Origin of the sequence: Shewanella hanedai, from assembly GCF_007197645.1 — a bacterium.
Classification (GTDB): domain Bacteria; phylum Pseudomonadota; class Gammaproteobacteria; order Enterobacterales; family Shewanellaceae; genus Shewanella; species Shewanella hanedai.
This window is the reverse complement of sequence record NZ_VKGK01000013.1, coordinates 1-23,918: the sequence shown is the minus strand read 5'-3', so window position 1 is coordinate 23,918 and position 23,918 is coordinate 1. Positions and strand designations below refer to the sequence as shown.

The 23,918-nt window shown below is 42.0% G+C and carries 18 protein-coding genes; 4 read left to right on the top strand and 14 right to left on the bottom strand.

Annotated features, from left to right (window positions below; all coding sequences use genetic code 11):
* Window positions 1-151: 151 nt before the first annotated feature.
* Window positions 152-1,489, top strand: coding sequence for an N-succinylarginine dihydrolase (gene astB / locus FN961_RS11975; RefSeq protein WP_144040413.1), 1,338 nt, complete (start codon window positions 152-154; stop codon window positions 1,487-1,489).
* Window positions 1,490-1,582: 93 nt separating this feature from the next.
* Here the strand turns inward: astB and FN961_RS11970 are convergent, their stop codons facing one another.
* The gene (locus FN961_RS11970) at window positions 1,583-4,009 is read right to left on the bottom strand and encodes an Ig-like domain-containing protein (RefSeq protein ID WP_144040412.1); all 2,427 of its coding nucleotides are present in this window, start codon (window positions 4,007-4,009) and stop codon (window positions 1,583-1,585) included.
* A gap of 215 nt (window positions 4,010-4,224) precedes the next feature.
* Here FN961_RS11970 and FN961_RS11965 point away from each other — a divergent pair, with 215 nt between their 5' ends.
* On the top strand, window positions 4,225-5,535 hold the full coding sequence (locus tag FN961_RS11965; RefSeq protein ID WP_144040411.1) for a dicarboxylate/amino acid:cation symporter: 1,311 nt from the start codon (window positions 4,225-4,227) through the stop codon (window positions 5,533-5,535).
* A 79-nt stretch (window positions 5,536-5,614) separates the two neighbouring features.
* On the opposite strand, the gene FN961_RS11960 is transcribed toward FN961_RS11965, so the two are convergent.
* The 12 genes from FN961_RS11960 to FN961_RS11905 form a co-directional block, all read right to left on the bottom strand.
* A complete protein-coding gene (locus FN961_RS11960) occupies window positions 5,615-6,919 on the bottom strand; it encodes an inosine/guanosine kinase (protein WP_144040410.1) in 1,305 nt (434 codons plus the stop codon).
* 348 nt (window positions 6,920-7,267) lie between these two features.
* Window positions 7,268-7,912: an adenylate kinase gene (gene adk / locus FN961_RS11955; protein ID WP_144040409.1), complete on the bottom strand. Its 645-nt coding sequence runs from the start codon at window positions 7,910-7,912 to the stop codon at window positions 7,268-7,270.
* Between the two features lie 197 nt (window positions 7,913-8,109).
* The gene (locus tag FN961_RS11950) at window positions 8,110-8,955 is read right to left on the bottom strand and encodes a tetratricopeptide repeat protein (RefSeq protein ID WP_144040408.1); all 846 of its coding nucleotides are present in this window, start codon (window positions 8,953-8,955) and stop codon (window positions 8,110-8,112) included.
* Window positions 8,956-9,038: 83 nt separating this feature from the next.
* Window positions 9,039-10,955 carry a molecular chaperone HtpG gene (gene htpG, locus FN961_RS11945; protein ID WP_144040407.1) on the bottom strand — a complete coding sequence of 639 codons (1,917 nt, stop codon included), beginning with the start codon at window positions 10,953-10,955 and terminating at the stop codon, window positions 9,039-9,041.
* A 196-nt stretch (window positions 10,956-11,151) separates the two neighbouring features.
* A complete protein-coding gene (recR, locus tag FN961_RS11940) occupies window positions 11,152-11,751 on the bottom strand; it encodes a recombination mediator RecR (RefSeq protein WP_144040406.1) in 600 nt (199 codons plus the stop codon).
* A gap of 12 nt (window positions 11,752-11,763) precedes the next feature.
* Entirely contained in the window at window positions 11,764-12,093 is a 330-nt protein-coding gene (locus FN961_RS11935; protein ID WP_144040405.1) for a YbaB/EbfC family nucleoid-associated protein, read from the bottom strand.
* A gap of 84 nt (window positions 12,094-12,177) precedes the next feature.
* Window positions 12,178-14,907, bottom strand: a complete 2,730-nt coding sequence (gene dnaX / locus FN961_RS11930; protein WP_144040404.1) for a DNA polymerase III subunit gamma/tau — start codon at window positions 14,905-14,907, stop codon at window positions 12,178-12,180.
* Between the two features lie 109 nt (window positions 14,908-15,016).
* Window positions 15,017-15,562, bottom strand: a complete 546-nt coding sequence (gene apt, locus FN961_RS11925) for an adenine phosphoribosyltransferase (protein ID WP_144040403.1) — start codon at window positions 15,560-15,562, stop codon at window positions 15,017-15,019.
* Window positions 15,563-15,748: 186 nt separating this feature from the next.
* On the bottom strand, window positions 15,749-16,117 hold the full coding sequence (locus FN961_RS11920) for a YbaN family protein (protein ID WP_144040402.1): 369 nt from the start codon (window positions 16,115-16,117) through the stop codon (window positions 15,749-15,751).
* A 353-nt stretch (window positions 16,118-16,470) separates the two neighbouring features.
* Complete coding sequence (locus FN961_RS11915) at window positions 16,471-17,232, bottom strand: HvfC family RiPP maturation protein (RefSeq protein ID WP_144040491.1); 762 nt, start codon at window positions 17,230-17,232, stop codon at window positions 16,471-16,473.
* Window positions 17,232-18,068 carry an HvfB family MNIO-type RiPP peptide maturase gene (locus FN961_RS11910; RefSeq protein ID WP_144040401.1) on the bottom strand — a complete coding sequence of 279 codons (837 nt, stop codon included), beginning with the start codon at window positions 18,066-18,068 and terminating at the stop codon, window positions 17,232-17,234. The genes FN961_RS11915 and FN961_RS11910 overlap by 1 nt, the downstream gene beginning before the upstream one ends.
* 143 nt (window positions 18,069-18,211) lie before the next feature.
* The gene (locus tag FN961_RS11905; protein ID WP_144040400.1) at window positions 18,212-18,628 is read right to left on the bottom strand and encodes an HvfA family oxazolone/thioamide-modified RiPP metallophore; all 417 of its coding nucleotides are present in this window, start codon (window positions 18,626-18,628) and stop codon (window positions 18,212-18,214) included.
* 296 nt (window positions 18,629-18,924) lie between these two features.
* Here FN961_RS11905 and dusC point away from each other — a divergent pair, with 296 nt between their 5' ends.
* Both dusC and FN961_RS11895 read left to right on the top strand, forming a co-directional pair.
* Window positions 18,925-19,863: a tRNA dihydrouridine(16) synthase DusC gene (gene dusC, locus FN961_RS11900; protein WP_144040399.1), complete on the top strand. Its 939-nt coding sequence runs from the start codon at window positions 18,925-18,927 to the stop codon at window positions 19,861-19,863.
* Window positions 19,864-20,025: 162 nt separating this feature from the next.
* Window positions 20,026-20,382: a TraR/DksA C4-type zinc finger protein gene (locus tag FN961_RS11895; RefSeq protein ID WP_144040398.1), complete on the top strand. Its 357-nt coding sequence runs from the start codon at window positions 20,026-20,028 to the stop codon at window positions 20,380-20,382.
* Between the two features lie 96 nt (window positions 20,383-20,478).
* Here the strand turns inward: FN961_RS11895 and FN961_RS11890 are convergent, their stop codons facing one another.
* Window positions 20,479-23,103 (bottom strand): TonB-dependent receptor plug domain-containing protein, encoded by a 2,625-nt coding sequence (locus FN961_RS11890; RefSeq protein ID WP_144040397.1) that lies wholly within the window; start codon window positions 23,101-23,103, stop codon window positions 20,479-20,481.
* Window positions 23,104-23,918: the final 815 nt, after the last annotated feature.

The following is a 23,918-nucleotide window of genomic DNA, read 5'->3' as shown; positions in this document are numbered from 1 at the left end:
ACAACTTGTTAACCCAAAAAGCTCACGTATACTGAGCCAAAATTAAGTACGTTTAAAAACTAGACAGCCCCTAACAACCTCAAATTAACTAGCTGTTACTGCCAGTGGCATTCCATAAGTAACCCTATTGCTAACCTAACAAGGATAATAAATGAAGCATTTTGAAGCGAACTTTGATGGACTCGTGGGACCCACCCATAACTACGCAGGTCTCTCTTTTGGCAATGTAGCCTCTTTTAGTAATGCATCAGCAGTATCCGATCCCAAATCAGCAGCCAAACAAGGATTAAAAAAAGCAAAGGCACTCGCTGATATGGGAATGGTTCAAGGCATGCTAGCCCCTCAGGAGAGACCAGACCTCCATACACTGCGCCGAATTGGTTTTTCTGGCACAGATGCTGAAATACTAAATAAAGCCGCTAAAGAAGCTCCTGCGCTCTTACGTGCATGTTGTAGTGCATCAAGTATGTGGACGGCCAATGCCGCAACAGTCTCACCGAGTGCTGATACTCGAGATGGTAAATTGCATTTCACTCCAGCAAACTTAGTCGATAAGCTGCACCGCAGTATTGAACCAACCACGACTGGGAATATTCTAGCAGCAACCTTTAATGATCCTCGCTACTTCAGTCATCATCAACACCTTCCTGAGCAGGCAAATTTTGGCGATGAAGGCGCAGCGAATCACACTCGTCTGTGTGGAAACTATGGTGATAAAGGAGTTGAGCTATTTGTTTATGGACAAGAAGCGACAAATCCAGCGGCACCTAAACCGAAAAAGTATCCAGCAAGGCAAACCATAGAAGCCTCTCAAGCCATTGCTCGTCTCCACGGGTTAAGTGAAGACAACACGGTATACATCTCTCAAAACCCAGATGTGATTGACCAAGGTGTATTTCATAATGATGTGATTGCTGTTGGAAACCAAAATGTACTCTTCTATCACCAGCAAGCATTCCTGAATACACAGAATAAGCTCGATGAAATACAGCGTAAGTTTGGCAGATCAGACGTCCACTTTATCGAAGTACCAACATCAAAGGTCAGTATTCAGGATGCCGTCAAAACGTACCTGTTCAATACTCAAATAATCACCCTTCCCTCTGGTGAAATGACGATCATTGCTCCCACTAACTGCCAAGAAAACCCAGCGGTTTTCGCTTACCTCAATGAACTTGTGACATTAGGAACCCCAATAACACAGGTCAACTACTTTGACGTTAAGCAAAGCATGCAAAATGGCGGTGGACCCGCTTGTCTTCGTCTACGAGTGGCCATGAATGACATGGAGCTTGCAGCTGTGAACCAAAACACCTTAATGAATGAGGCATTATTCACTCGCTTGAACGCTTGGGTAGATACGCATTACCGTGACCGTCTCAGTGTCGATGACTTGGCAGACCCACAGTTGCTTATCGAATCTAGAACGGCATTAGATGAACTCACACAGATAATGAAGCTAGGAAGTGTGTATCAGTTTCAGAAGTAGTTAACGACTTACTTTCCTGCACAAAAAAACCACCTTCGCAGGTGGTTTTTTTATGCAGCCAAACTTTATATTAATGCTGACGAACTGTTTTCATCACATATTGATGTCAACTACAGCAACGGTTGAGATGACTCCGCCAGGAGTTGTCACGTTTATCGTCAACACACCATCCTCAGGTTCATCAGGGGCTTTCACTGCAAATGTGTCACATCGTGCACCATTAAAGTTAGTATTAGGCCATATAATAGGATTCGTAGTCGCAACACTACCTGCTGAAGACACTGCGTTAATCTCACTGCCTGAAGGCATTTGCTGATTATGTAAATCAGAAATACAAAGGGAAACATAGCCTATCGATTTAGGTGCTAGATCTAATACATGTACCCCAGTATCTGTTGCGCTATCCGTAACTATAGGTTGTGAAGCAATAGCAGCACTGCCAGACATAACCAAAACAAGATCTTGTCTAACGAAAGTACTGGTGCTTTGAGCCGTAAAAGATGCGCATCCAGCATGAACAGGCTCTGCACATAACACCCCATTATATAAGGTATCTTTTGTGTCAAAATTGCCATCAGAATCAAAATCAATGAGTTCCTCTAAACTGCCGCCACCAGCACCAGCACCTTGTTCAGGATTAAATAAACCATCCTCATTAAAATCTTCAAAAGGCTCATCTAGATCAAAGTCATCGCCGGCTGTATTTTTACCTAAAAAAGCTGCAACTTCATTAGCATCAAATCTTCCATTGCCATTCGTATCAGCAAAAGACTCCTCTCCAACAGCTGTAGCCGTTACTGTCGTCCTTCCTCCCATAGGTTGCCCAAGGTAATAATTCTGACGAACATCCCAATATTGACGTCCTTGCCCATCTAACGCCAACGGCTGAACTGTCGCGCCAAAAGGACGAGGGTTTTTACTCTGCCAATCTACAGTACAATCACCATTAGTCGTCAAACATGAGTCAACAATGTCACCACCTTCGGTTCTAAACGTCACTGATGTTCCATCTGGTACTCGATTATTAAATGCATCTGATAGCTTCGCAGTAATCTGAACCAGCGTACCTTCCTCACTCCACCCTTCCGGATTGAAGTTTGAAGCTGAGAGTGAAAAGCTATCTTGATCTGGTATTCCTGTTGTAACGACTAACTGACTTGATTGGCTTGAAATAGCAGGATCAGAGCCGTTAATTGTCCCCGTTACACGTATGACAGTTGCAACAGAACCTGAACCAACTACGGTTTGAACAAAACCTTGCTCATTTGTTGTTGCCGCCGAAGGGTTTAGTTGAATATCACCAACATCAGTATTGAGACTAAAATCGACTAGCTGATTGCTAACAGGTAAGCCATTTGTATCAAGTACCTTAAAAATAACCGTAGATGATTCAGGTAAACCAGTACCAACAATTCCTATTTTTTCTGGTGTTGCCGAAACATAAACAATGCTGCCTATACTGGCAGGCAAAATAGTAATACTCGCACTGGCGGATAAACTCTGGCCCCCTGCGTTAGCAGTTACGTTTATCTGATCATCACCACTACAGCCTTGTGCTAGATATGTGCTAGATGCCACACCATTGACGGCAGTAACTGGTGTACTTAAGATAGCTTGAGGTGTCGAAAAAGACGCACAAGTAGATGTAAAGTTAACTTCAACAGGTTGAGTAAATGGATTATTATCACCATCTTGAAGTGTCACACTCACAGTTGCAGTACCACCTGCAGATAACTGCTCAGTCGAAATAGAAGCAACCCCTGAAACAAAAGGCTCACCACTTCCCATAAGTACGTTTGTAGCACCGACTACAACAATGACTTCCCCTTTTTCACCAGTTTCTAATAAAGCAACGGCTTTACCCGCACCTAAATCCGTTCCCGCATAGATGTCGACCACAGCAACACCTTCTACAGTAACTGCTGCATCAACAGGGATTTCACCTTTAGCCGATGTAAATGTCACAATTACAGGTTTATTAACCCCTGAAACAGTTGCAACGAGTTTTCCGGGCTTAGTTGTCGATATTGTATCTGTAGCATTACCATCAGAATCGGTTAATGTCAGTACAACGACTGCTCCCCCACTAGTATCACCACCATCACCGGCCATATTAGCGCCAACAGTGGGTGAGGTACCGGTAAAACCTGCAACACTAGCAGACACGCTAGCCGCTCCAGGGATATTAGAAGTTACTAGCTCAATTTGAGCCTTCCCCTCTGAATTTGTTAAAGCTGTACCAGTCGCTGGATTAAAAGCCCCCAAAGTGTTGTCACTTAATGTAAACGTCACTAAGGTATCGTTCATTGCACCCGTTTTTGAATTAGACACGGTGGCTGTCAGTGTGGCGGGTGCGGCTGCATTAATATCTGTATTTGAAGTAGATAATGTAATAGATATGGTGCCTTTATCAGGTTCAGGCTCTGGATCTGTCGTATCTGAAATGCCCCCACCACCACTACATGCAATAATAAAAAAAGACAAAAAGAATGCGATAGACAATTTATATGCTGACTGCATGTCAGGCTCCCTGTTACTCAAAATGTAATTTTTAGCAATACGCTTATTACTTATAGGACAACATTACATAATTTTCCTATCACCTTTCCATAACTATCTTGATTTATTTACCCAAAACAGTAATAAAGTTTAACTTTTTACCCATATCCTCGCCGAATTTTGCATGCTAGGCTTATTGCGCAAATTGAAAGCATAATAATTATACAGGAATCACAATGGCATTAACTCAATCAAAGAAGCTCGGTTTAACGAGTAAAATACTTATCGGTATGGGAGCCGGTATCATATTAGGGTTACTTTTAAGGAATTTATTTCCCGATAGCAGTTTTATAAATGAATATATCACTGAGGGATTTTTACACGTAATTGGTACGGTTTTCGTTTCAGGCCTTAAAATGCTGGTTGTTCCTCTGGTCTTTATTTCCCTTGTTTGTGGAACAAGCTCACTGAGCGATCCTTCTAAACTAGGACGACTCGGCGGCAAAACCATCGCTTTCTATCTTTTCACTACCGCTATCGCGATCACAGTTGCTATTTCAGTTGCGATTCTTATCCATCCAGGCAATGCATCATTAGTGAGTGAAGGACTGAGCTTTAACGCAAAAGAAGCCCCAAGTTTATCTGAAGTGTTGATCAATATTGTCCCAACCAACCCTCTACAAGCGATGAGCGAAGGCAACATGCTTCAAATCATCCTGTTTGCGGTCATTTTCGGTTTTGCTATCTCACATATTGGTGAACGAGGAAAGCGCGTAGCAGCCTTGTTTAACGACCTTAACGAAGTGATTATGCGAGTCGTTACGCTGATCATGCAGTTGGCGCCCTACGGTGTCTTTGCCCTGATGGCAAAGTTGGCACTGACACTAGGGCTAGAAACCTTCAGCAGTGTCGTTAAATACTTCTTCGTGGTCTTAGGTGTGTTATTGATCCATGGGTTTATTGTTTACCCATCTCTACTGAAAATCTTTACCGGATTAAATCCCTTTACCTTTATCCGCAAGATGAGAGACGTACAGCTATTTGCATTCAGCACTGCCAGTTCTAACGCGACATTACCGGTTACTATTGAAGCTGCAGAGCACAGATTAGGAGTTGATAACAAAGTTGCCTCTTTCACTCTGCCTTTAGGAGCGACAATCAACATGGATGGTACTGCCATCATGCAAGGTGTTGCGACGGTATTTATCGCACAGGTTTATGGTGTGGATTTGACAATAACCGACTATACCATGGTCGTTGTTACCGCCACATTAGCCTCAATTGGCACTGCTGGTGTTCCTGGTGTAGGTCTTATTATGCTGGCAATGGTACTTAATCAAGTTGGCTTACCTGTAGAAGGTATAGCACTGATTATCGGTGTCGACAGACTACTGGATATGGTCAGAACAGCAGTGAATGTCACCGGTGATACTGTTGCAACAGTTATCATTGCAAAGTCAGAAAATGAGTTCAATGAAGTGGTTTATAATGATACTCAAGCGGGTAAAACGGCTGGCAGTTTTAACGCACAACTTCACGCGAAATAAGATAACAATCACACGCTTGATTTGAAGCAATAAAAAGGCGTCCAAATGGACGCCTTTTTATTTGAATGCATTATGGGGTTTATCTTTCCCAGTATGCTTCTTCTAAGCTGTCTTCACGCTCTGGCAAGCCACTTGATAAACGTGGGCTATGTTGAGCTAATACTTCATAAGCCACTCGATTAGCGTACTTACACACTTGAGAGAATGATGAGTAACATAGACCATCACGTTTATGTTTGCTTGAGCCCGGTACGTTAGCCTTATGGAAAGTATTAGAGGCTAAGTCATGAAGTAATGCAGCCAAGGCACCATCACCAGCGCCGTTGGTGTTACGTATTTTCTCCGGACCACCCATGTAAGGGGAAATATGAGCGTACACCTTAATCGGAGTATCACATGCAGACTTTAATTTAGGACGAGAAAATTCATAGCGGTTAAACTCTGGGATCATACCAGGTAATAATGTATGAGACGTTTCACGCTTTTCAGACTCTTCCGTGTAACCTGCCATGTATAAACCCAGCGCGCCAGCGGTCGTTAATACCAAGTCACATAACTCAAGTGCGGTTTCGCTTGCCTGAAGTGGGTCTTTAAAACCCGTTAACGCTTCACCTTCATCTTCATTCATCGCAAGAATGGTGACATTTTCTTTAATGAAGTTCATCCACCACTGAGGATCGCTCTCAATTAAAAAACGTGTACCTAAGGTTAATACCACTGGTACATCCGCTTCTTTAGCGTACTCAATCGCTTTGAGTGCAGCTTCAGTGATCTGATCGCCGTCGCTGGCTCTCATTAAATAAGCAGTCAAAACCAGAGCAGAAGCGCCTTGTACCACCTCTTTATTAATAAACTCAGGACTCAACTTATCCATCGAACCTTTACTAATCGCAAAAGTACGCTCACCGCACTCAGAGATAAGTGTAAAGCAGCGGCCTATTGGGCCTTCTACTGGCTGTAAATAGTTAAGGTCAACTTTAGAAGATGTGTTACAAAGATAACGATAAGCATAACTGCCCACTTCGATATTATTGCTCATCACGCCAAACAACACAGATCTATCATCAGCAAGGATCGAGTAGTTATGAACGGTATTACCAATCGTACCACCAGCGAATTCATCACTGATCAACTGCTGACTTTTAAGCTCTGAATATAGGGCGTGAGCAGTCTCATCGTCAATTAACGTTGAATTACCTTTAGGTAATTGATAGCGAGCGAGCATTTCATCAGCCACTTTGGCTTCAATATCCACCAGAGTTTGATCTATACCAGTAACGTACGTTGGAAATCGTTTAGGCTGCTGAGTAAGTTGCGCCAACAATGGGTCACGATTTTGTACGGGAAAGTAATGCTTTGACTTTCGTTGACCTGGAAACTTCATGTAATGCTCTCATTAAATGGTGACGGGTTCACCCAAAGCCACAATACACTCACTAAGCCCATGACAGAAGGCAAAAGAGAACATCTCTGATGTGGCTTGGATTTAATGCCTGATAAGAAAAGCATCGGGCATTATGACAATTAACTATTTTTTTATATCAGCTTCGATGCCTGAGCGCTAATATAAATGGCGGCAGATACTAACACAAACAGCAAAATTCACCATAAGCTAAGTCACTTTTTTATCTATTGTGCTTCATGATTAGAAATCAATACTCTCCAAGCTAGATTTTTCCCATAAAAAAACCCACCTAAGTGGGCTTTTAATCGCAAAGTGACTTATTCAGTCTTAACTTAACGCGACAACAATCTCTTCGCTAACAGCTGCAACACTTTGTGTGCCATCAAACTTGCTGTACTTAGCCTGACCACTATCAGCAACTTTACCGTAATAAGCGACAAGCGGCTTAGTTTGCTCATGATAGATCTCTAGACGCTTACGCACTGTGCTCTCTTCATCATCTGGACGAATAGCTAAATCTTCACCAGTGACATCATCTTTACCTTCAACCTTAGGTTGATTAAAAATAAGATGGTAAACACGCCCTGAACCAGGATGGACTCGACGGCCACTCATACGCTTAACAATCTCTTCGTCTGGCACATCAATCTCAACAACATGATCAATAGCAATGCCACCTTCCGCCATCGCATCAGCTTGAGGAATGGTACGAGGGAAACCATCTAGCAAGAAGCCATTTTCACAATCGGCTTGAGCAACACGCTCTTTTACTAGGCCAATAATCAATTCATCTGAAACCAATTGACCAGCATCCATCACTTTTTTAGCTTCTAAGCCTAGTGGCGTACCTGCTTTAACTGCAGCGCGTAACATATCGCCTGTAGAAATTTGCGGGATACCATATTTTTCCATGATGAATTGTGCCTGAGTGCCTTTGCCGGCACCTGGGGCACCTAATAACATGATGCGCATCTCGATTGTCCTTTTATTTGACATAGATTTCATTAGGCCGCGATCTTCGCACATTTGGCCGCTATTTTGAAGGGGCTGATATGGGTTTTAAGCCAGATAATCATTAGACTTTAGCCCCATGTACTAAGGAAGAAATCAAAATAAAGACATTTATTGATCTCTTCTTTCAATATTCTTATCAGTTTTCAGCCTTCACGTTAGTACAAAAGACTGTATAACTTACGACGATACTGGTTTGCCAGTGTATTCCCCTGACCTAGCGCCGTGAGGATCTCTAAAAATAATTGCTTAGCATCTCCATTTGCCACGCCAATATCTTTCGATAGTGGGCTAAATAAAATGGCTAATGCTTCTTCATTACGTTTTGCTTGATGTAAGGCTTTTACGAGCAAGAGTAATTGGGTGATATTATCAGGCTCATTATCAACGAGCTGTTGTAACTGCCTAATTTCAGGACTGTCAGCGGCATCTAATGCCAAAGCCAATTTAGCTTTCAAGCTTTGATAATAACTGTCTTGATCAGCAAGCCCAACAGTGGCTAACAATTCTGCGGCGAACTCAAAATCATCCAGCATTAAACAAGCATCGGCATACACCAAGGCTATTTCTGCATTAGGTGACTCTGTGTACGCTTGCTTTAATAGCACTAAAGCAGGTTCTGCGTCTTGTAACGCTAATAAATTTTTTGCTTCATTTAGCTGTAACTGCCACTGAGCAGGAAGATGCTTATCCAGCATCGCTGCTATTTGCTCCTCCTCTTGCAGCCCTGCAAAACCATCAATGGGTTTTCCTTCACTTAACACTAACGTGGTCGGCATATTTTGAATTTGAAAATAGTTGGCGATTTCAATCTCTTTATCGCAATCTACTTTCGCCAATACAAAACGACCAAATTGCTTTTGTGCCATCCCCGTCAACGTCTGAGACAGCGCAACACTTTCAGGACTTTGTTGCGACCAAAAAGCTAAGACAACAATTTGCTTCATCGATGCATCAACCACATCTTGAATATTATCTTTAGTCAGTTCTAAAACAGCTTCCATAACAATCCTAAATTTAAAAGCAAAAAGAGGCAGACTCTTAATAAAAACAAGTCATGCCTCTTGTCATTTCAATTAACTCATCATTACTTTAACTGAGCTAAAAGCATTTGGTTCATCAACTTAATGAATGCTGATGGATCTGCCAAACTGCCTTTCTCAGAAAGCTGAGCTTGTTGAAGAAGTAAGTCACTCCACTGAGCAAATAACTCTTCATCTTGTTCATCGTTTAAACGTGCCACAAGAGGATGCTCAGGGTTAAGCTCAAAAGTAGGCTTACTTTCAGGGACTGATTGACCAGCCGCTTCCATTAGCTTGATCATCTGAGTCGACATTTCACCGTCACCAGCAACCACACACGCTGGCGTATCTGTTAAACGGGTCGTCACTTTAACCGTAGAGACTTTGTCACCCAGTGCATCTTTAACACGCTTAACTAGGCCTTCAGATTCTGTTTCTAACTTCTCTTGTGCCTCTTTCTCGCTGGCATCTTCAAGAGAACCCAGTTCAAGGTCGCCACGAGTCACAGAATGCAGTTGCTTACCATCAAACTCAGTTAAGTGATTAATCAACCACTCATCGATTCGCTCTGACATCAACAAGACTTCGATGCCCTTCTTACGAAGTAGCTCTAAGTGCGGGCTGTTTGCAGCCGCTTCATAGCTATCGGCAACGATATAGTAAATCTTGTCTTGCCCTTCCTTCATACGGCTAATGTAATCAGCAAGTGACACTGTTGGAGTCGCATCTTCAGTGTGAGTCGATGCAAAACGTAGCAAACCAGCAATACGTTCTTTATTTGCGAAATCTTCAGCAGGTCCTTCTTTTAACACCTGACCAAATTCAGCCCAAAAAGATTGATATTTTTCAGCATCATTTTTCGCTAGCTTCTCAAGCATGCCTAAAACGCGTTTAGTCACAGCAGTACGAAGCGCTGTCGTTACCTTGTTGTCTTGTAAAATTTCACGAGACACGTTTAACGGCAGATCATTTGAGTCAATCAAACCTTGTACAAAACGTAGGTAGCTAGGCATAAACTGCTCAGCATCATCCATAACGAAAACACGTTGCACGAAGAGTTTTAGCCCATGCTTACGGTCACGGTTCCACATATCCCAAGGTGCTTTCGCAGGGATGTACAGTAAACTAGTGTACTCTTGCTTACCTTCAACACGATTATGACTCCAGATAAGTGGATCGGTAAAATCATGAGAGATATGCTTATAGAACTCTTGATATTCCTCTTTAGAAACGTCGCTCTTGTTACGAGTCCACAAAGCTGTCGCCTTGTTCATCGGCTTCCACTGACCTTCAGTCGCCGCTACCGCTTCTTGATCATCACTTGCTTCAACCGCAGGTGTACCGGCTTCGAACATCTCAACAGGCACAGAGATATGATCTGAGTATTTAGTAATAATTGAACGCAGACGGAAGTCATCAGCAAACTCCTTCTCCTCTTCGCGCAAATGAAGCACAATTTCTGTACCACGGCTTTCTTTTACAATGCTTTCTACGGTGAAGTCGCCTTCGCCAGCTGATTCCCATAAAACACCTTCGTCACTGCTATGGCCAGCTGCACGAGTACGCACAGTCACTTTATCGGCAACGATAAATGAAGAGTAGAAACCCACACCGAATTGACCGATTAACTGTGAATCTTTCGATTCATCACCCGAAAGATTTTTAAAGAAGTCTGCAGTACCTGATTTTGCAATTGTACCTAAGTGCTCTATAACACTGTCACGAGTCATACCGATACCGTTATCCTCTATGGTAACAGTACCTTTCTCTTTATCTGTGCTAATGCGAACTCTGAGCTCACCGTCACCTTCATAAAGTGCATCGTTAGTCAGTGCTTCATAACGAAGTTTATCTGCGGCGTCGGCTGCATTGGACACCAATTCACGCAAGAAAATCTCTTTGTTTGAATACAAAGAGTGGATCATCAAGTTAAGGAGTTGCTTGACTTCAGTTTGAAAGCCATGAGTTTCTTGTTGGGACATGGATTGTTCCTTTATGTGTTTCACAAAAACTGTTTCTCTATGCATTAAGAGATGGGGCTGGAATTTACCTTTTCAAGGGAAAAAGTTTTTTAACCTTTCAAATGATTAAAAAAAACCCAGAATCTAACATGTAGACTCTGGGTTATTTGATTTTGAAGACAAGGATGTAGCGCACTAGCGCTTTAACGCTTCCACTTTACAAAGGTAAACGCCCATTAAATGAGAGTGCTAATGTTGTACTGTCAACATATTCAAGTTCGCCGCCAACCGGAACGCCATGAGCAATCCGACTAACCACAACTTGATGATTTTTGGCCATATCAGCAATAAAGTGTGCTGTTGCATCCCCTTCCACTGTCGGATTAGTAGCCAGAATAAGCTCAGAGACATCACCGGAAGCCAAATGTGCTTCAAGCAGTGACAAACCAAGTTCGTCTGGCCCGACTCCATCAAGTGGAGAAAGATGGCCTAACAACACGAAATATCGACCGGAGAAATGTCCTCCCGCTTCAATTGCCAGCACGTCAGCAGGCGTTTCAACAACGCAAATAACCTCAGAGTGGCCTCGTTTGTGACTGGCACAAATGGGGCATAACTTCTCTTCGGTAAAAGTACGGCAAGCTTGGCAATGTCCTACATCACTCATCGCACTCGCTAATGCAGAAGCCAAAGATTGTCCCGCTTTGCGATCCCGCTCCAAAAGCTGAAACGCCATACGCTGAGCAGACTTTGGACCAACACCGGGCAAACACTTTAATGATTGGATAAGTTCATCAACCAGAGGACTAAATTTCATTTTTGACCCTGATTAGAACGGCATCTTCATGCCAGGTGGTAGTTGCATACCACCTGTAACTTCAGCCATTCTCTCTTTTTGATTCTCTTCAACACGACGAGCAGCATCGTTACACGCCGCAGCGATAAGATCTTCAAGCATCTCTTTGTCATCTTCTAACAGGCTAGGATCAATATCCACTTTACGTACACTGTGAGAACCTGTCATGGTCACTTTTACAAGACCTGCACCCGCTTCACCGGTGACTTCCATACGTGCAATCTCTTCCTGTACTTTGGCCATTTTATCTTGCATCATCTGGGCCTGTTTCATCAGGTTACCCATACCGCCTTTTCCAAACATAGCTATATCTCTTCAATTAAGGGGCTAATAAAGTTGGCTCATCTTACTTAAAAATTAGTGATAATCAATCAAAGCCGCACAAACTTATGACTCAGACAACGTCTTAAAGTTCGACTTATCGACAAGCTCGATGGTATTTCCTTTCAAACTCAACAATTCAGGGCTGTAACTTAAACTATCCGTTTCAAACTCAGCATCCATCTCCGCAATTAACCACTGAACATGACTGTCATTCATTAAACCGTTATGGGCCTGTGATAATAACTCTTTATGGAAACGCTGACGTATTTCAAGTGGTGTTTCACGCGTAGCATCAACCCCCACAGAAACCGTAACATGCACCTCTTTATCTAAGGCTCTGCTTAACGCTTCTTCTAACTGCACGATGGCAACATCGGCAGACAAATGTTTCTGATTCGGTTTCAACAAGAGCGCAAGCGGCTCGACAAAATGATGGCACACTGAATTGACCGCCAGCTGACGTACCCGCCCTCCAACATCCAGTGCTGACATCAAACGATACCATTTCAGATCGATGTCATTTCCTGTCACTGCGCCATCATGGGTTGGCACAACCTCAAGTGGCGTCGAATGTAATACCGGCGCAGGAACTTCAACCAATTGAGCTGAGCTTTCTTTGGGAACCGCATTGTTTGCAGGAACAAATTCCTCTTCAGCTGCCGAGTTTGTCTGCTCAACAGGCTGATTAAGTTCTGTATCATCAACAGTCTCCTCAGCCAAAATAGGCGTAACAGGCTCTTCCCAAGGGGGCCTATCTTCTAACGCTGCAGCATCGAACTCAGCCTCTGTCGAGGATTGCTCATCAAGCACCTTACTCTCTTTTGCAGGCGTTACCTCTTGAGGTTGCTCTGTTGAAGGAGGCCGTTTTGGCGGGACAAAATCTTTACGTTGCGCTTCAGACTTTTTTCCACCACTCTCCTTAGGCTCTTCAGCGCTAAGTTGAGTCAGCAAACTATCTCGCGCTGCTAATACTGCATCGAGTATGTCATCTTCTTCAGGTGTACTTGCTGGGGCTGAATCTGTTGTTTCACTCTGTTGTGCTACTGGCGAATATGCGTTATCACCAGAAGATTCTGGATACGGGTAAGCATCCTCTTCTTGGAACTGTTCTTGATAGTCCTGTTCAACATCAAACTGCGCCGCTTGTGCATAATATTCATCGGGCACAGCATTGGGATCTGACTGCTGTGACTCATTCACCACATTGCTCTTTTCAGCCACTGGCGCATCAAGCGCAGACATCTTTTTGGTCGGTTCATCGTCTGTAGTCGATACTACCGTCTCGTTGATGCTAGTCGTCTCAGAATGTTGGTCAACTGCTTGAGAAGTCAATGCTTCAACCTCATCAGCTTGGCTTGCCTGAGCTGATAATTGAGCCGTCTCTTGCTCCATCCCATGACTTGCAGCCTGACTTAGTATTAACGTCTGTTCACTGTTTAAACTATCAAGTGCTGCGTCTTCATCATCAACAGCTTCTAGCGAAGAAAGCTGTTCTTCACTTGAATCAATTGTCACCGCGTTTGTTGGCTCACTTTTCAACGTCACAACATCACTTTGATGTTCAACAACTTGTTCTGGTGATGCTGTTAACTCATCAGTTAGAGGCGTACTTGCATGCGCAGTGCTTGCAACTGGATCCGTTGAAATAACCTTATTAAGAGCTGGTACAGATACACTCGCAGGCTTATCAACAATCCAACGCTTAACGGGCGCCTCAGGTACAAATGACACCGCTCTGAGCAGCGCCATCTCAAGACCTGATTTTGGATCTGGTGCATGAGGGAGATCTTTACGGCCAGTCAGCAACAATTGATAATAAAGCTGTACTTGCTCTGGATTTAGCTGCTCAGCAAACGATTTTATCTGCTCACTATGAATGGAGAGCTGTGCCGCTGCAGGAGCAAATTGGCTTAAGGTAATTTGGTGTAAGAGTTCGAGTAAACTACGCAGCACTTCTTGCGGATCGGCACCAAATGAGAGCACTTGAGACGTCACCTGCATCAGTTGCCCAATATCACCTTGGGTTAGCGCGTTAAACAGGGTGATAACGTGTCGCTCGTCAATGCTGCCTAACATGGTCTGCACTTGGGTCAGTCTAACTTCACCACCACCAAACGCTATCGCTTGATCTGTGAGGCTTAACGCATCACGCATACTGCCATTAGCCGCTTTAGCCAATAAGCTTAATGCCTGTTCGTCAAAGGGTAATACTTCTTGAGTTAACACATGGTCAAGCTGCTGTGTAATTTCTTCTTGAGTCAGACTCTTAAGGTTAAATTGCAAACAACGAGATAACACAGTGACTGGAAGCCTCTGTGGATCGGTTGTCGCAAGTAAAAACTTTACATGTTCAGGAGGCTCTTCCAACGTCTTGAGCAGCGCATTAAAACTGCTGCGTGACAGCATGTGCACTTCATCGATTAAGTAGACTTTAAAACGGCCACGACTAGGGCGGTACTGCACGTTATCGAGCAGTTCACGGGTATCGTCGACTTTTGTTCTTGAGGCTGCGTCCACTTCGATAAGATCGACAAAGCGACCTTCAGATATTTCAATACAGCTTGAGCATTTACCGCAGGGTGTCGCGGTGACACCTTGCTCACAATTCAGGCCTTTCGCAAAGAGTCGTGCTAAGCTGGTTTTTCCAACCCCACGAGTGCCAGAAAACAGATAGGCATGATGCAATCTTTGCTGAGTAAGCGCGTTGGTTAACGCATGTAAAACATGAGACTGGCCAACCATTTGCTCGAAAGTGGCAGGGCGCCATTTTCTGGCCAACACCTGATATGACATGGAACTCCCCAAAGTGTTTCTTTATCAATTTCGGGAGCATGCTCCTCGGATTGTGGCACAATAGCATGCCATACTAAAACTCGCTACCGAGGAACATTTTTACGCTGGTTTATTCGCCTTCAAATACACAAAGTGTCACTAGCTCAAGATCCATCTCTTGAAGACGTTTTTCACCACCTAAATCAGGTAGAGAGATCACAAAGGCAGCGTGCTTAACTTCACCACCAAGTTTGCGAATAAGTTTTACCGTCGCTTCAATTGTGCCGCCAGTCGCTAACAGATCATCTACCACAAGTACTTTATCATTTTCGTTGATGGCATCAATATGAAGTTCTAATACATCATGACCATACTCAAGCTCATAGCTTTCAGAAATGGTTTCGCGAGGTAGCTTGCCTGGTTTACGAACAGGAACAAAACCCACACCTAATGCAAGTGCCAATGGAGCACCGAATAAGAAGCCGCGAGCTTCAGTGCCCACTATCTTAGTAAAACCATGGTCTTTATAGTGCTGAGCTAAGAGATCGATCGTTGCTCTATAGGCAACAGGGTCTTCAAGTAGACTTGTCACATCTCTAAATAAAATTCCAGCTTTTGGATAATCCGGAATCGTTTTAATACTCTGTTTTATTAGCGCTAAACTTTCGTTATTCATACCATCATCTTTTGGTTTTGTCCGCTGCTATTAGCTGACTTTTAAAAATCGGGCTAAAGCTTAAGCCGCTTTACTGTGAGTTGCAACTAGTGGTGGTGCTAATGAGGTTATTTTGACGAAGAACTCACAAAATATAAGCTCTTTACTAGTACTACTGCGCAATTGAAATAGACGAGTAATACTCAGTTAATCTTCCAATTCGGGGATTTGCCTTAAGTATAGACCCAGCCCAATAGCACAACATACCAGCATCACTTTAACCCAAATAAGTGGAACGAGAGCAATGCTAACAGCAAAACTTAAGCCGCTAACAATGTATGCTTTTCTCTTTAATCCTTTACGTATCGCCCGTTTTTTATCCCAATCAGCAAGTGCTTCTGAAAACCAAGGATGGTTCATTAACCACTGATGTAAACGCTCGCTCGAACGTGCAAAACAAAAAGCGGCTAATAAAATAAATGGCACCGTTGGTAGGATAGGGAGCGGTATCCCAAGTAAACCTAACGCTAAGCTACACAATCCACAAATAAGATATAACCCACGCTTAATTACCATCACGCCCCTCAATATACCAAGCTATTTCTAATCTCGTAGTCTTAACTACAAACACTGGAAGCATAAACAAAAAAACCACTCAAAAGAGTGGCTAGTATACATGAGTTACTGATAATTAAAGCACACCAGCAACCTTTAACCACGACAATGTTGCTGGTAATGTAGGTATTAATAAAACAAGAATAAAACCAATTAAGTAGTAAATATTAAATACATCTTTAAACGGCTGGCTCATGACTTCCTCACAATAATAGATGAATGCTTTTTTGATCTAGATCAATTTATCTATCCATTATAGTGTGAAGCTAGGCATATAGGAAGACTGTTTAGTGCCTTTGTTTATATCTAAATAGCTAGATTCCGGCATGCTTAATTAGAGATAAATCCTTCACCACCCCTTTAGTGGCAAGATCTTCTAGGAGCTGTAACGCCCCTTGCACTAAAACGTTTTGGTCCATGTTCGAATAAACGCTCACCAACCACTCTTTTAAATCATCGAAATTTACAGCTTCGTATTGTGACAAAAATCCCAATAATTGCGCCGATAAAGGCGTTAACTGTAAAAATATCACCTCATCTTCATCATCACGATAGAGACAAAAAAACTGCGGCGAATCACTTGGCGACTCAGGACGGTATTCATCACTAATACGTTGCACATCAAATGAATACTGCAACACTTTTGCAGTATCAGACAGACAAAGTGCTTGATTGATGATGGGAGTGTCTATCTGTTTGTGTAGCGGATTGTCTTTTGCGACTGCAACAACTAACTCCATATACTCATAATGTGCCAGCTCTAACATGAAGGCTGGATCGCTCTCGTTAAATTTATACTCTGTCTGTAGAAAAACTAAAAACTCTTGAGCGATCTCAATAAAAATCGGAGTTTCACAGTCATGCTCAACAAAGAATGTCTGTACCAACGCCAACCAATTGTCTTTGGTGTATAAGGTCTTTAATACTGGAAAAGCGCTAGAGATAAAGCCTTCCATGTTATTAAAGAATAACTCTCGATACACTTTCATTCTTCGCGCATCAGTCCCTTCAGGTAAACTTGATGAGGGCTGTTTAATATGATCGATAAAAGATTGCTGGATCTGTAAAAAACTCATCATGCCCTCCTAGAAATAGCGCCTATTGCTGTTTGTTGGTATTGAGAAATTTTATTGATCTCATTGAGTAGAATATGAGTCTTTGGAATATTAAAATCTCGCTCTAATAACGTTGGAAAAACGCCATGAACGTCATAACACTCAGCCAGTAGATCCCATACAGGTGAAACAACATCAGCACCATGAGTATCTACAATCAGATCTTTGTCCTCTTCATAGTGACCAGCGATGTGCAAGTACGCGATCCGCTCTGTTGGCATTGCTCGTAAAAATTGGCTTGCGTCATATTGATGATTAACTGAGTTCACATAGATATTGTTCACATCCAGTAGCATCTTACAGTTTGCTTCGTTTAATACTGCAGTCACAAACTCCACTTCAGACATCTGTGCGCCCGGAGCGGCATAGAAAGAGACATTTTCGAGAATTAACGGCCTTTCTAAAATATCCTCGACCTGCTTAACACGATTTGCGACGTAGTGTACGGCCTCTTCCGTGAACGGGATCGGCATCAAATCATACATATGCCCAGTCCCAGAGCAGTAACTTAAATGCTCCGAATAAACAGAAATATTATGCTCATCCATAAAGGATTTAATATTCTTCACAAACTGCACATCTAATTCTGCTGGCCCACCAATAGAAAGCGACAGACCATGACAAAAAAACTCATGCTGTTCAGTTAACTGTTTAAACTGACGGCCATATTTACCGCCTAACGTCATCCAGTTTTCAGGGGCGACTTCAAAAAAATTTATCTCTTCAGGAGAACCCTGACAAAATTCGTCGAGCATCTCTCGTCTAAGACCGAGTCCAACTTTTGCATGCTCACTCATGCCCTCTCCTACTCACTCATGTTCAAATATTGGTATAAACAAAGACAATTAAGGCCAGTTAAACTGGCCTTAGATTTACCATAGAGCATCTGCATCAAATGCATCATCTCATATAGCAGTGTGTATCTTACCCTAAGGTTAGATTACTTATCGCCGCCACATTTGCCTTCGCCACACTTACCTTCTTTGGCTTTCTTCATGTCGCCGCCGCACTTGCCTTCGCCACACTTACCTTCTTTGGCTTTCTTCATGTCGCCGCCACATTTGCCTTCGCCACACTTACCTTCTTTGGCTTTCTTCATGTCGCCGCCACATTTACCTTCGCCACACTTACCTTCTTTGGCTTTCTTCATGTCGCCGCCACATTTACCTTCGCCACACTTGCCCTCTTTGCCTTTCTTCATATCACCGCCACACTTGCCTTCGCCATCAACAAGTTGATAACCAGACTCCATTTGGCTATATCCAAACGGGTTAGCTTGTGCTTGAGCGGCAAACGCAGAACCGACAACAACAGTACCTAAAGCAGCAGCAACAACAGTTTTTTTAACTAAATTCATAATAATTTCCTTCCGTATTAATTTAAGTTGTTTTTGATGCCAACGACATTGTTGTCAGCTGGCTTGCAATAATAGACCTGACACACTTCAATTTTATTTCATTTTTTGTATGACGATCACATTTATGCATCATTAATTCAATCTTAGCAACTGCTTAAACAAATTGTCAGTAAATCAACAGGCATAGATTTTGTATCCATTAACGCCTTGAGGTAAAATAGTCATTACTGGGAGCCAAACTCTATGCCTCATCATTTAGTCTTCTCCACCTCTGCTATTAAGATAAGAAATATATAATGCGCGTAATACTTGCTCCAATGGAAGGCGTTGCCGATGATCCTATGCGTTCACTACTTACCGGCGTAGGCGGTTATGATCTTGTGATCAGCGAATTCATTCGTGTTGTTGACCAACTTCTGCCTGAAAAAGTGTTTTATCGCCTGTGTGCTGAACTTGCTTATGGCAGTAAAACGAAAGCAGGTACGCCTGTCAGATTGCAGCTTTTGGGTCAACATCCCAATTGGATGGCAGAGAATGCAGTAAGAGCCATCGAATTAGGCTCACAGGGTGTAGATCTCAATTATGGCTGCCCGGCTCCCATGGTAAACAGAAGCAACGGCGGCGCTGCATTACTCAAAGAACCCGAGACTATCCATAAAGTCACCAAAGCGGTAAGAGATGCCGTTCCTTTAACTCACCCCGTTTCAGCCAAAATCAGATTAGGTTGGGATGATAAAAGCCGCTGTGTTGAAATAGCCCAAGCAATTGAATCTGCTGGAGCGACTGAACTGACGGTTCATGCAAGAACCAAAGAAGAGGGTTATCGACCGCCAGCACATTGGGAATATATCAATCTTATACGTGAAGCCATATCAATCCCAGTCATTGCTAATGGCGAAGTCTGGTCACACCAAGATTACCTAAACTGTAAGGCTGCCAGTGGCTGTGATGACGTCATGATAGGACGAGGTGCTTTAGCCGTACCAAACTTAGCCCATGTCATCAAAACCAACCAAACGATGATGCCTTGGTATGATGTTATGCAGTTACTGCTGCAATATTCTGACTACGAGATAGTCAGCGTAAAAGAGAAATACTACCCCGCTAGAATAAAGCAGTGGCTCAAATTTATGGTCAAACATTATCCTGAAGCCGATGCCCTCTTTGCCCAAGTTCGTGTCATGAGGCAAACTCAAGATATTTTGGCCCTACTAAGAAGTGAAGCTAATTATTAATCCGCTTCAAAATACAAAGAAAACCGTTTCCAGCTCATTCACATCAACTGATAATGATGATAAAAAATGTATATATGACTGAGATTTGATCTCAGTCATAACTATCAATCACCACCTGTTTAGACTTAGTGTCCGTTAGAAACATAACTTAGGCATATTCTCGTGAGCAGATCACACATTAGGCATGAACTGTCGAAGCTTGAAACTCAACTCAGGAAAGAGATAGGTGAACTTGTCGGCAAAAATCATCTTGTACTCGACAATGAACAAGTCAATCTCTGTGACATTATTGAGGTATTAACTCAAGCTAAGTTATGTGACGAGCCACTGTTTATGAAGCTCACGAAACTTGATGCCGCATTTTGTCAGCTAGACATAGACCTTTATGGTTTGTGTTCTGATTGCGAAAATGAAATTGAGCCTGAACGCCTGGCTCGCGATATGCTTGAGCAAAGATGTACAAATTGCGCTGATAAATATGAACATCAACACAGACAAGAGTTGAGGTTGAGTTATTAAAAAATAATAACTACATATTTCTTGTAAAAATATGCTAACTGAACACTGAATAAAAAAAGGCCCTCCTCAAAAGAAGGCCTTCCTCAAAACTACTCTTTAAAACCTTTGAGTATAAGTTGCCGTATAAGTTCTACCATATAGATTATACAAAGAATCATCATAGGCTAAATTAGAATCTAGTACAGGATCCTCATTCGTTATATTACGAACACCAACTGCGAACTTTCCGTTCCAAGAAGCCAAATAATGGTAACTAAAATCAAACGTAGTTTGTGATGGGAGGCTACCAGTCTTTTCAAACGTCGTAGGATCGGTTGTTTCTGCCTGACCAGTAATATGCTGAGTTAACAAAGATGCACCATGATCACCTAAAGACCAATCAACAACCCAAGTGAATCGATACTCAGGTAAACCATTTCGGCCAACCATATTGTTAACAGGACCATCAAAATACTCTTCGTCCTCGTAAGTCAGCACATAAGTTAAGTCAAAAGTAGAGCCGAAATCACCAACTGTAGTTTCTAAACCAGAATATGTAAGATTGAAATCTATACCAGAAGTGTCGAAGCCGTTACCATTAACTAAAGGAGTGGTAGCTTCAAGAATCTTTCCATCAGGGTTATTACCTGCACGTACAATTTCACCTTCAGATAGATTACCGTAACCAACTTTAGCTTCTTCTTTTAAGAGGGAGTCAAGTGAAATGAAAGTGATAACATCGTCAATTGATAAATTATAATATTCTACTTTTGTACTTAGTTTATCTGTAATATTCCAAATGGCTCCAAGATTATAAAAATCAGAAGTCTCAGGGCTTAACCCTTCGTTGGCTTGTCTGGTAACATCATATTGTGATGAAGTACATTTTGAAGGTTCAATACCCTGTAAATCACATAAACGATAATCTGTTGCTGAATCAGCACTAAATGAATCTGCAGCATATAAATCTGAAAGAGATGGAGCCCTAAAACCTTGTCCCCATGAAGCCCTTAACACGACATCTTCTAGTAACTGATAACAAAGCGCAATTTTTGGGGTTGTCGCTGAACCAAAATCTGAGTATTTGTCATAACGGAAAGCAACGTTAAGTTCTAAATCATCCGTAACGGGTAAAATTGATTCACCAAATACAGCAAAAACTTCACGTTCACCACCAGAACCACTTCCTGAAGAGCCTATAACTTCACCCGCAGCTGACTCGGCATCAACTTTAGAAGTGTATTTGTACTCAGTAAATTCCGTACCAAAATACCAACCAACTAATCCACCTGGTAGTTCAAAAGCCTCAAAATTGACACCTGCGTTTAGGCTCTGAAACTCCATGATATCTTGTGCTAAAGTATCATGTGAAATAGCAGCAACAACCTCATCACTATTACCACTAGGCCCAAAGTTAAAATCACCACTTGCAACTAGATTTTCAACTGTTGGACGGTGTACATATCCTGTTCCATAGTTACTATTCTCAGCTAAATTGTAATGATATGTAGCATCCCAACCAAAATTTTCATGCTCTCCAATAAGTCCAACTTGCAGATCGGTACTGTAATCGATCGTGGTTGAATCACGAGTGCCAACATCTGTAAATCTATAGTAAGCACGACCAGCATTTTCATTCTTAGTGGTATTTATATAATTACCATCTTCATCATAATTCTGCACATCCATCTGTCCAGCTTCGACATTAAACCAACCAGCAGCAGGAGCATAACGGCCAAAAGTCTCATTACGACTAAATAACCCCTGTCCCTCAAACCTGACTTCATCTGATAGTTCATAGTCAGCTGTCACGTAACCAGCTGTATATTGTCTAGCAGCATGATCTGCGGCTTCTGAGGTATAATCATAACCACAAATGAAATCCCCATCACCGTAATCATATACATGACCACCACCAACCATTTTGTCATTATTACACGCTTCCATTGGTTTGAATTGGAATGTAGTCATGTCTAGGAAATTTCGAGCATAAGCAGACACGCCAGTAGTGTCTGAATACTTTTCAGCTAATGTATTTGTGGAACTTGAAAACCAACGATCTTTTTGATATATAATTTCACGGTTTTGGTGTTCGAATGAAAACGTTAAACTTCCTTTATCACTTGTTGTCCCACCAACAGCACTAACCTTCCACTCTTCTCCACCAGGTTGTTCAGGGTTCGATCCAGTAGCTGAAACTTCCAATCCTTCAAAACCTTTCTTAAGAATAATATTTACAACACCAGCAACAGCATCAGAACCATAAACAGCAGAAGCACCATCAGTTAGCACCTCAATTCTTTCAATAGCCGCTGTAGGAATTGTGTTCAAGTTGACGGCTGTACCACCCATAGTTGGAGAACCAGGCATACGCTTACCATTGAGTAAAACTAATGTTCTATCTGCACCAGCTCCTCTTAATGAAATATTAGCCTGACTCTGCCATGTACTACCAGATGATTCAGCAAAAGAGCCAAAAGTATTCAAGTTACTTCGACGAAGCACATCAGCAACAGACATTTCACCAGTTTTTTCAATATCTGCAGCACTAATAGTTGTTACAGGCGAAGACCCCTCTAAATCAGTTCTTTTAATTCGCGAACCTGTTACAGAGATTCTTTCTACTTTCGCTCCATCAGCCTGCTCTTCTGCAAAGGCTAAACCAGAAAACGCGACGGTTGATGCTGCTACTGCGATAACACTATTACGTACGGCTTTGGCTGTTAAGGTCAAAGAGTTCATATATTCTCCTTCATCATTATTATTACCCGCTTAATTAACAGGTAATAACGTTGATGATAATTATTGTTATATTATTTTATTTATAATTCATTTTATTATTAACATTAAACAAAGGTGACAACCTTCTGAATTAATAATGTTAAATTCACACAACCAAGTCAACAGTTATTACATTTAAATAACGACAATGAGACCAATTGATACAACCGATCGAAAGATAACTGAAAAACAAATCAATTCATCGTTTAAAAACAGCGAGATATATAAAATCAAGTTATTAGCCATATGTGCAATAGATATTATTTAATAAATAAACAATTGATACAATTAGTTGCGTTAGTTAATTGAATATTAAATATAGTTCAGCGCAGGTTTAATTTAACAAACACAAAACCTATGTATTAAAATGTATCCAACCAGTGATTACTAAAGCTAAATAAATAAATCTATACACTATGATAAAGTTCATTTATTACACGATCTCAACATATATTTATTACCGTTCGAAATAGTTGTAATAACTTTTTGTATTGAGTGCCCTACACTTAGTAGTTGAAAAACGAAATGTGCAGATTAGATGTGAAGTGATCTAAGCAAAATATGGAGAATATGAGGAGATATTAAGGAATTGATGAGTACAAACCCTGTTTCAATCCATCGATAGAAATAAGCTTAAGCATTGTATTCTGGCCTCTTATACCAATCAGTATAAAGATTTGATCGCTCAGCGAGAGTTTAGCGGTCCTGAGGCAAGGCAACGAGTGAAGAGCATAGTTATTCTACGGTTAAGCTCGTTAACACAGGATCAGAACCGC

Bases quoted from the DNA above. Each gene is read 5' to 3' on its own strand.
- astB (WP_144040413.1), top strand. From the start codon at position 152: ATGAAGCATTTTGAAGCGAACTTTGATGGACTCGTGGGACCCACCCAT.
- FN961_RS11970 (WP_144040412.1), bottom strand. From the start codon at position 4,009: ATGCAGTCAGCATATAAATTGTCTATCGCATTCTTTTTGTCTTTTTTT.
- FN961_RS11965 (WP_144040411.1), top strand. From the start codon at position 4,225: ATGGCATTAACTCAATCAAAGAAGCTCGGTTTAACGAGTAAAATACTT.
- FN961_RS11960 (WP_144040410.1), bottom strand. From the start codon at position 6,919: ATGAAGTTTCCAGGTCAACGAAAGTCAAAGCATTACTTTCCCGTACAA.
- adk (WP_144040409.1), bottom strand. From the start codon at position 7,912: ATGCGCATCATGTTATTAGGTGCCCCAGGTGCCGGCAAAGGCACTCAG.
- FN961_RS11950 (WP_144040408.1), bottom strand. From the start codon at position 8,955: ATGGAAGCTGTTTTAGAACTGACTAAAGATAATATTCAAGATGTGGTT.
- htpG (WP_144040407.1), bottom strand. From the start codon at position 10,955: ATGTCCCAACAAGAAACTCATGGCTTTCAAACTGAAGTCAAGCAACTC.
- recR (WP_144040406.1), bottom strand. From the start codon at position 11,751: ATGAAATTTAGTCCTCTGGTTGATGAACTTATCCAATCATTAAAGTGT.
- FN961_RS11935 (WP_144040405.1), bottom strand. From the start codon at position 12,093: ATGTTTGGAAAAGGCGGTATGGGTAACCTGATGAAACAGGCCCAGATG.
- dnaX (WP_144040404.1), bottom strand. From the start codon at position 14,907: ATGTCATATCAGGTGTTGGCCAGAAAATGGCGCCCTGCCACTTTCGAG.
- apt (WP_144040403.1), bottom strand. From the start codon at position 15,562: ATGAATAACGAAAGTTTAGCGCTAATAAAACAGAGTATTAAAACGATT.
- FN961_RS11920 (WP_144040402.1), bottom strand. From the start codon at position 16,117: ATGGTAATTAAGCGTGGGTTATATCTTATTTGTGGATTGTGTAGCTTA.
- FN961_RS11915 (WP_144040491.1), bottom strand. From the start codon at position 17,232: ATGAGTTTTTTACAGATCCAGCAATCTTTTATCGATCATATTAAACAG.
- FN961_RS11910 (WP_144040401.1), bottom strand. From the start codon at position 18,068: ATGAGTGAGCATGCAAAAGTTGGACTCGGTCTTAGACGAGAGATGCTC.
- FN961_RS11905 (WP_144040400.1), bottom strand. From the start codon at position 18,628: ATGAATTTAGTTAAAAAAACTGTTGTTGCTGCTGCTTTAGGTACTGTT.
- dusC (WP_144040399.1), top strand. From the start codon at position 18,925: ATGCGCGTAATACTTGCTCCAATGGAAGGCGTTGCCGATGATCCTATG.
- FN961_RS11890 (WP_144040397.1), bottom strand. From the start codon at position 23,103: ATGAACTCTTTGACCTTAACAGCCAAAGCCGTACGTAATAGTGTTATC.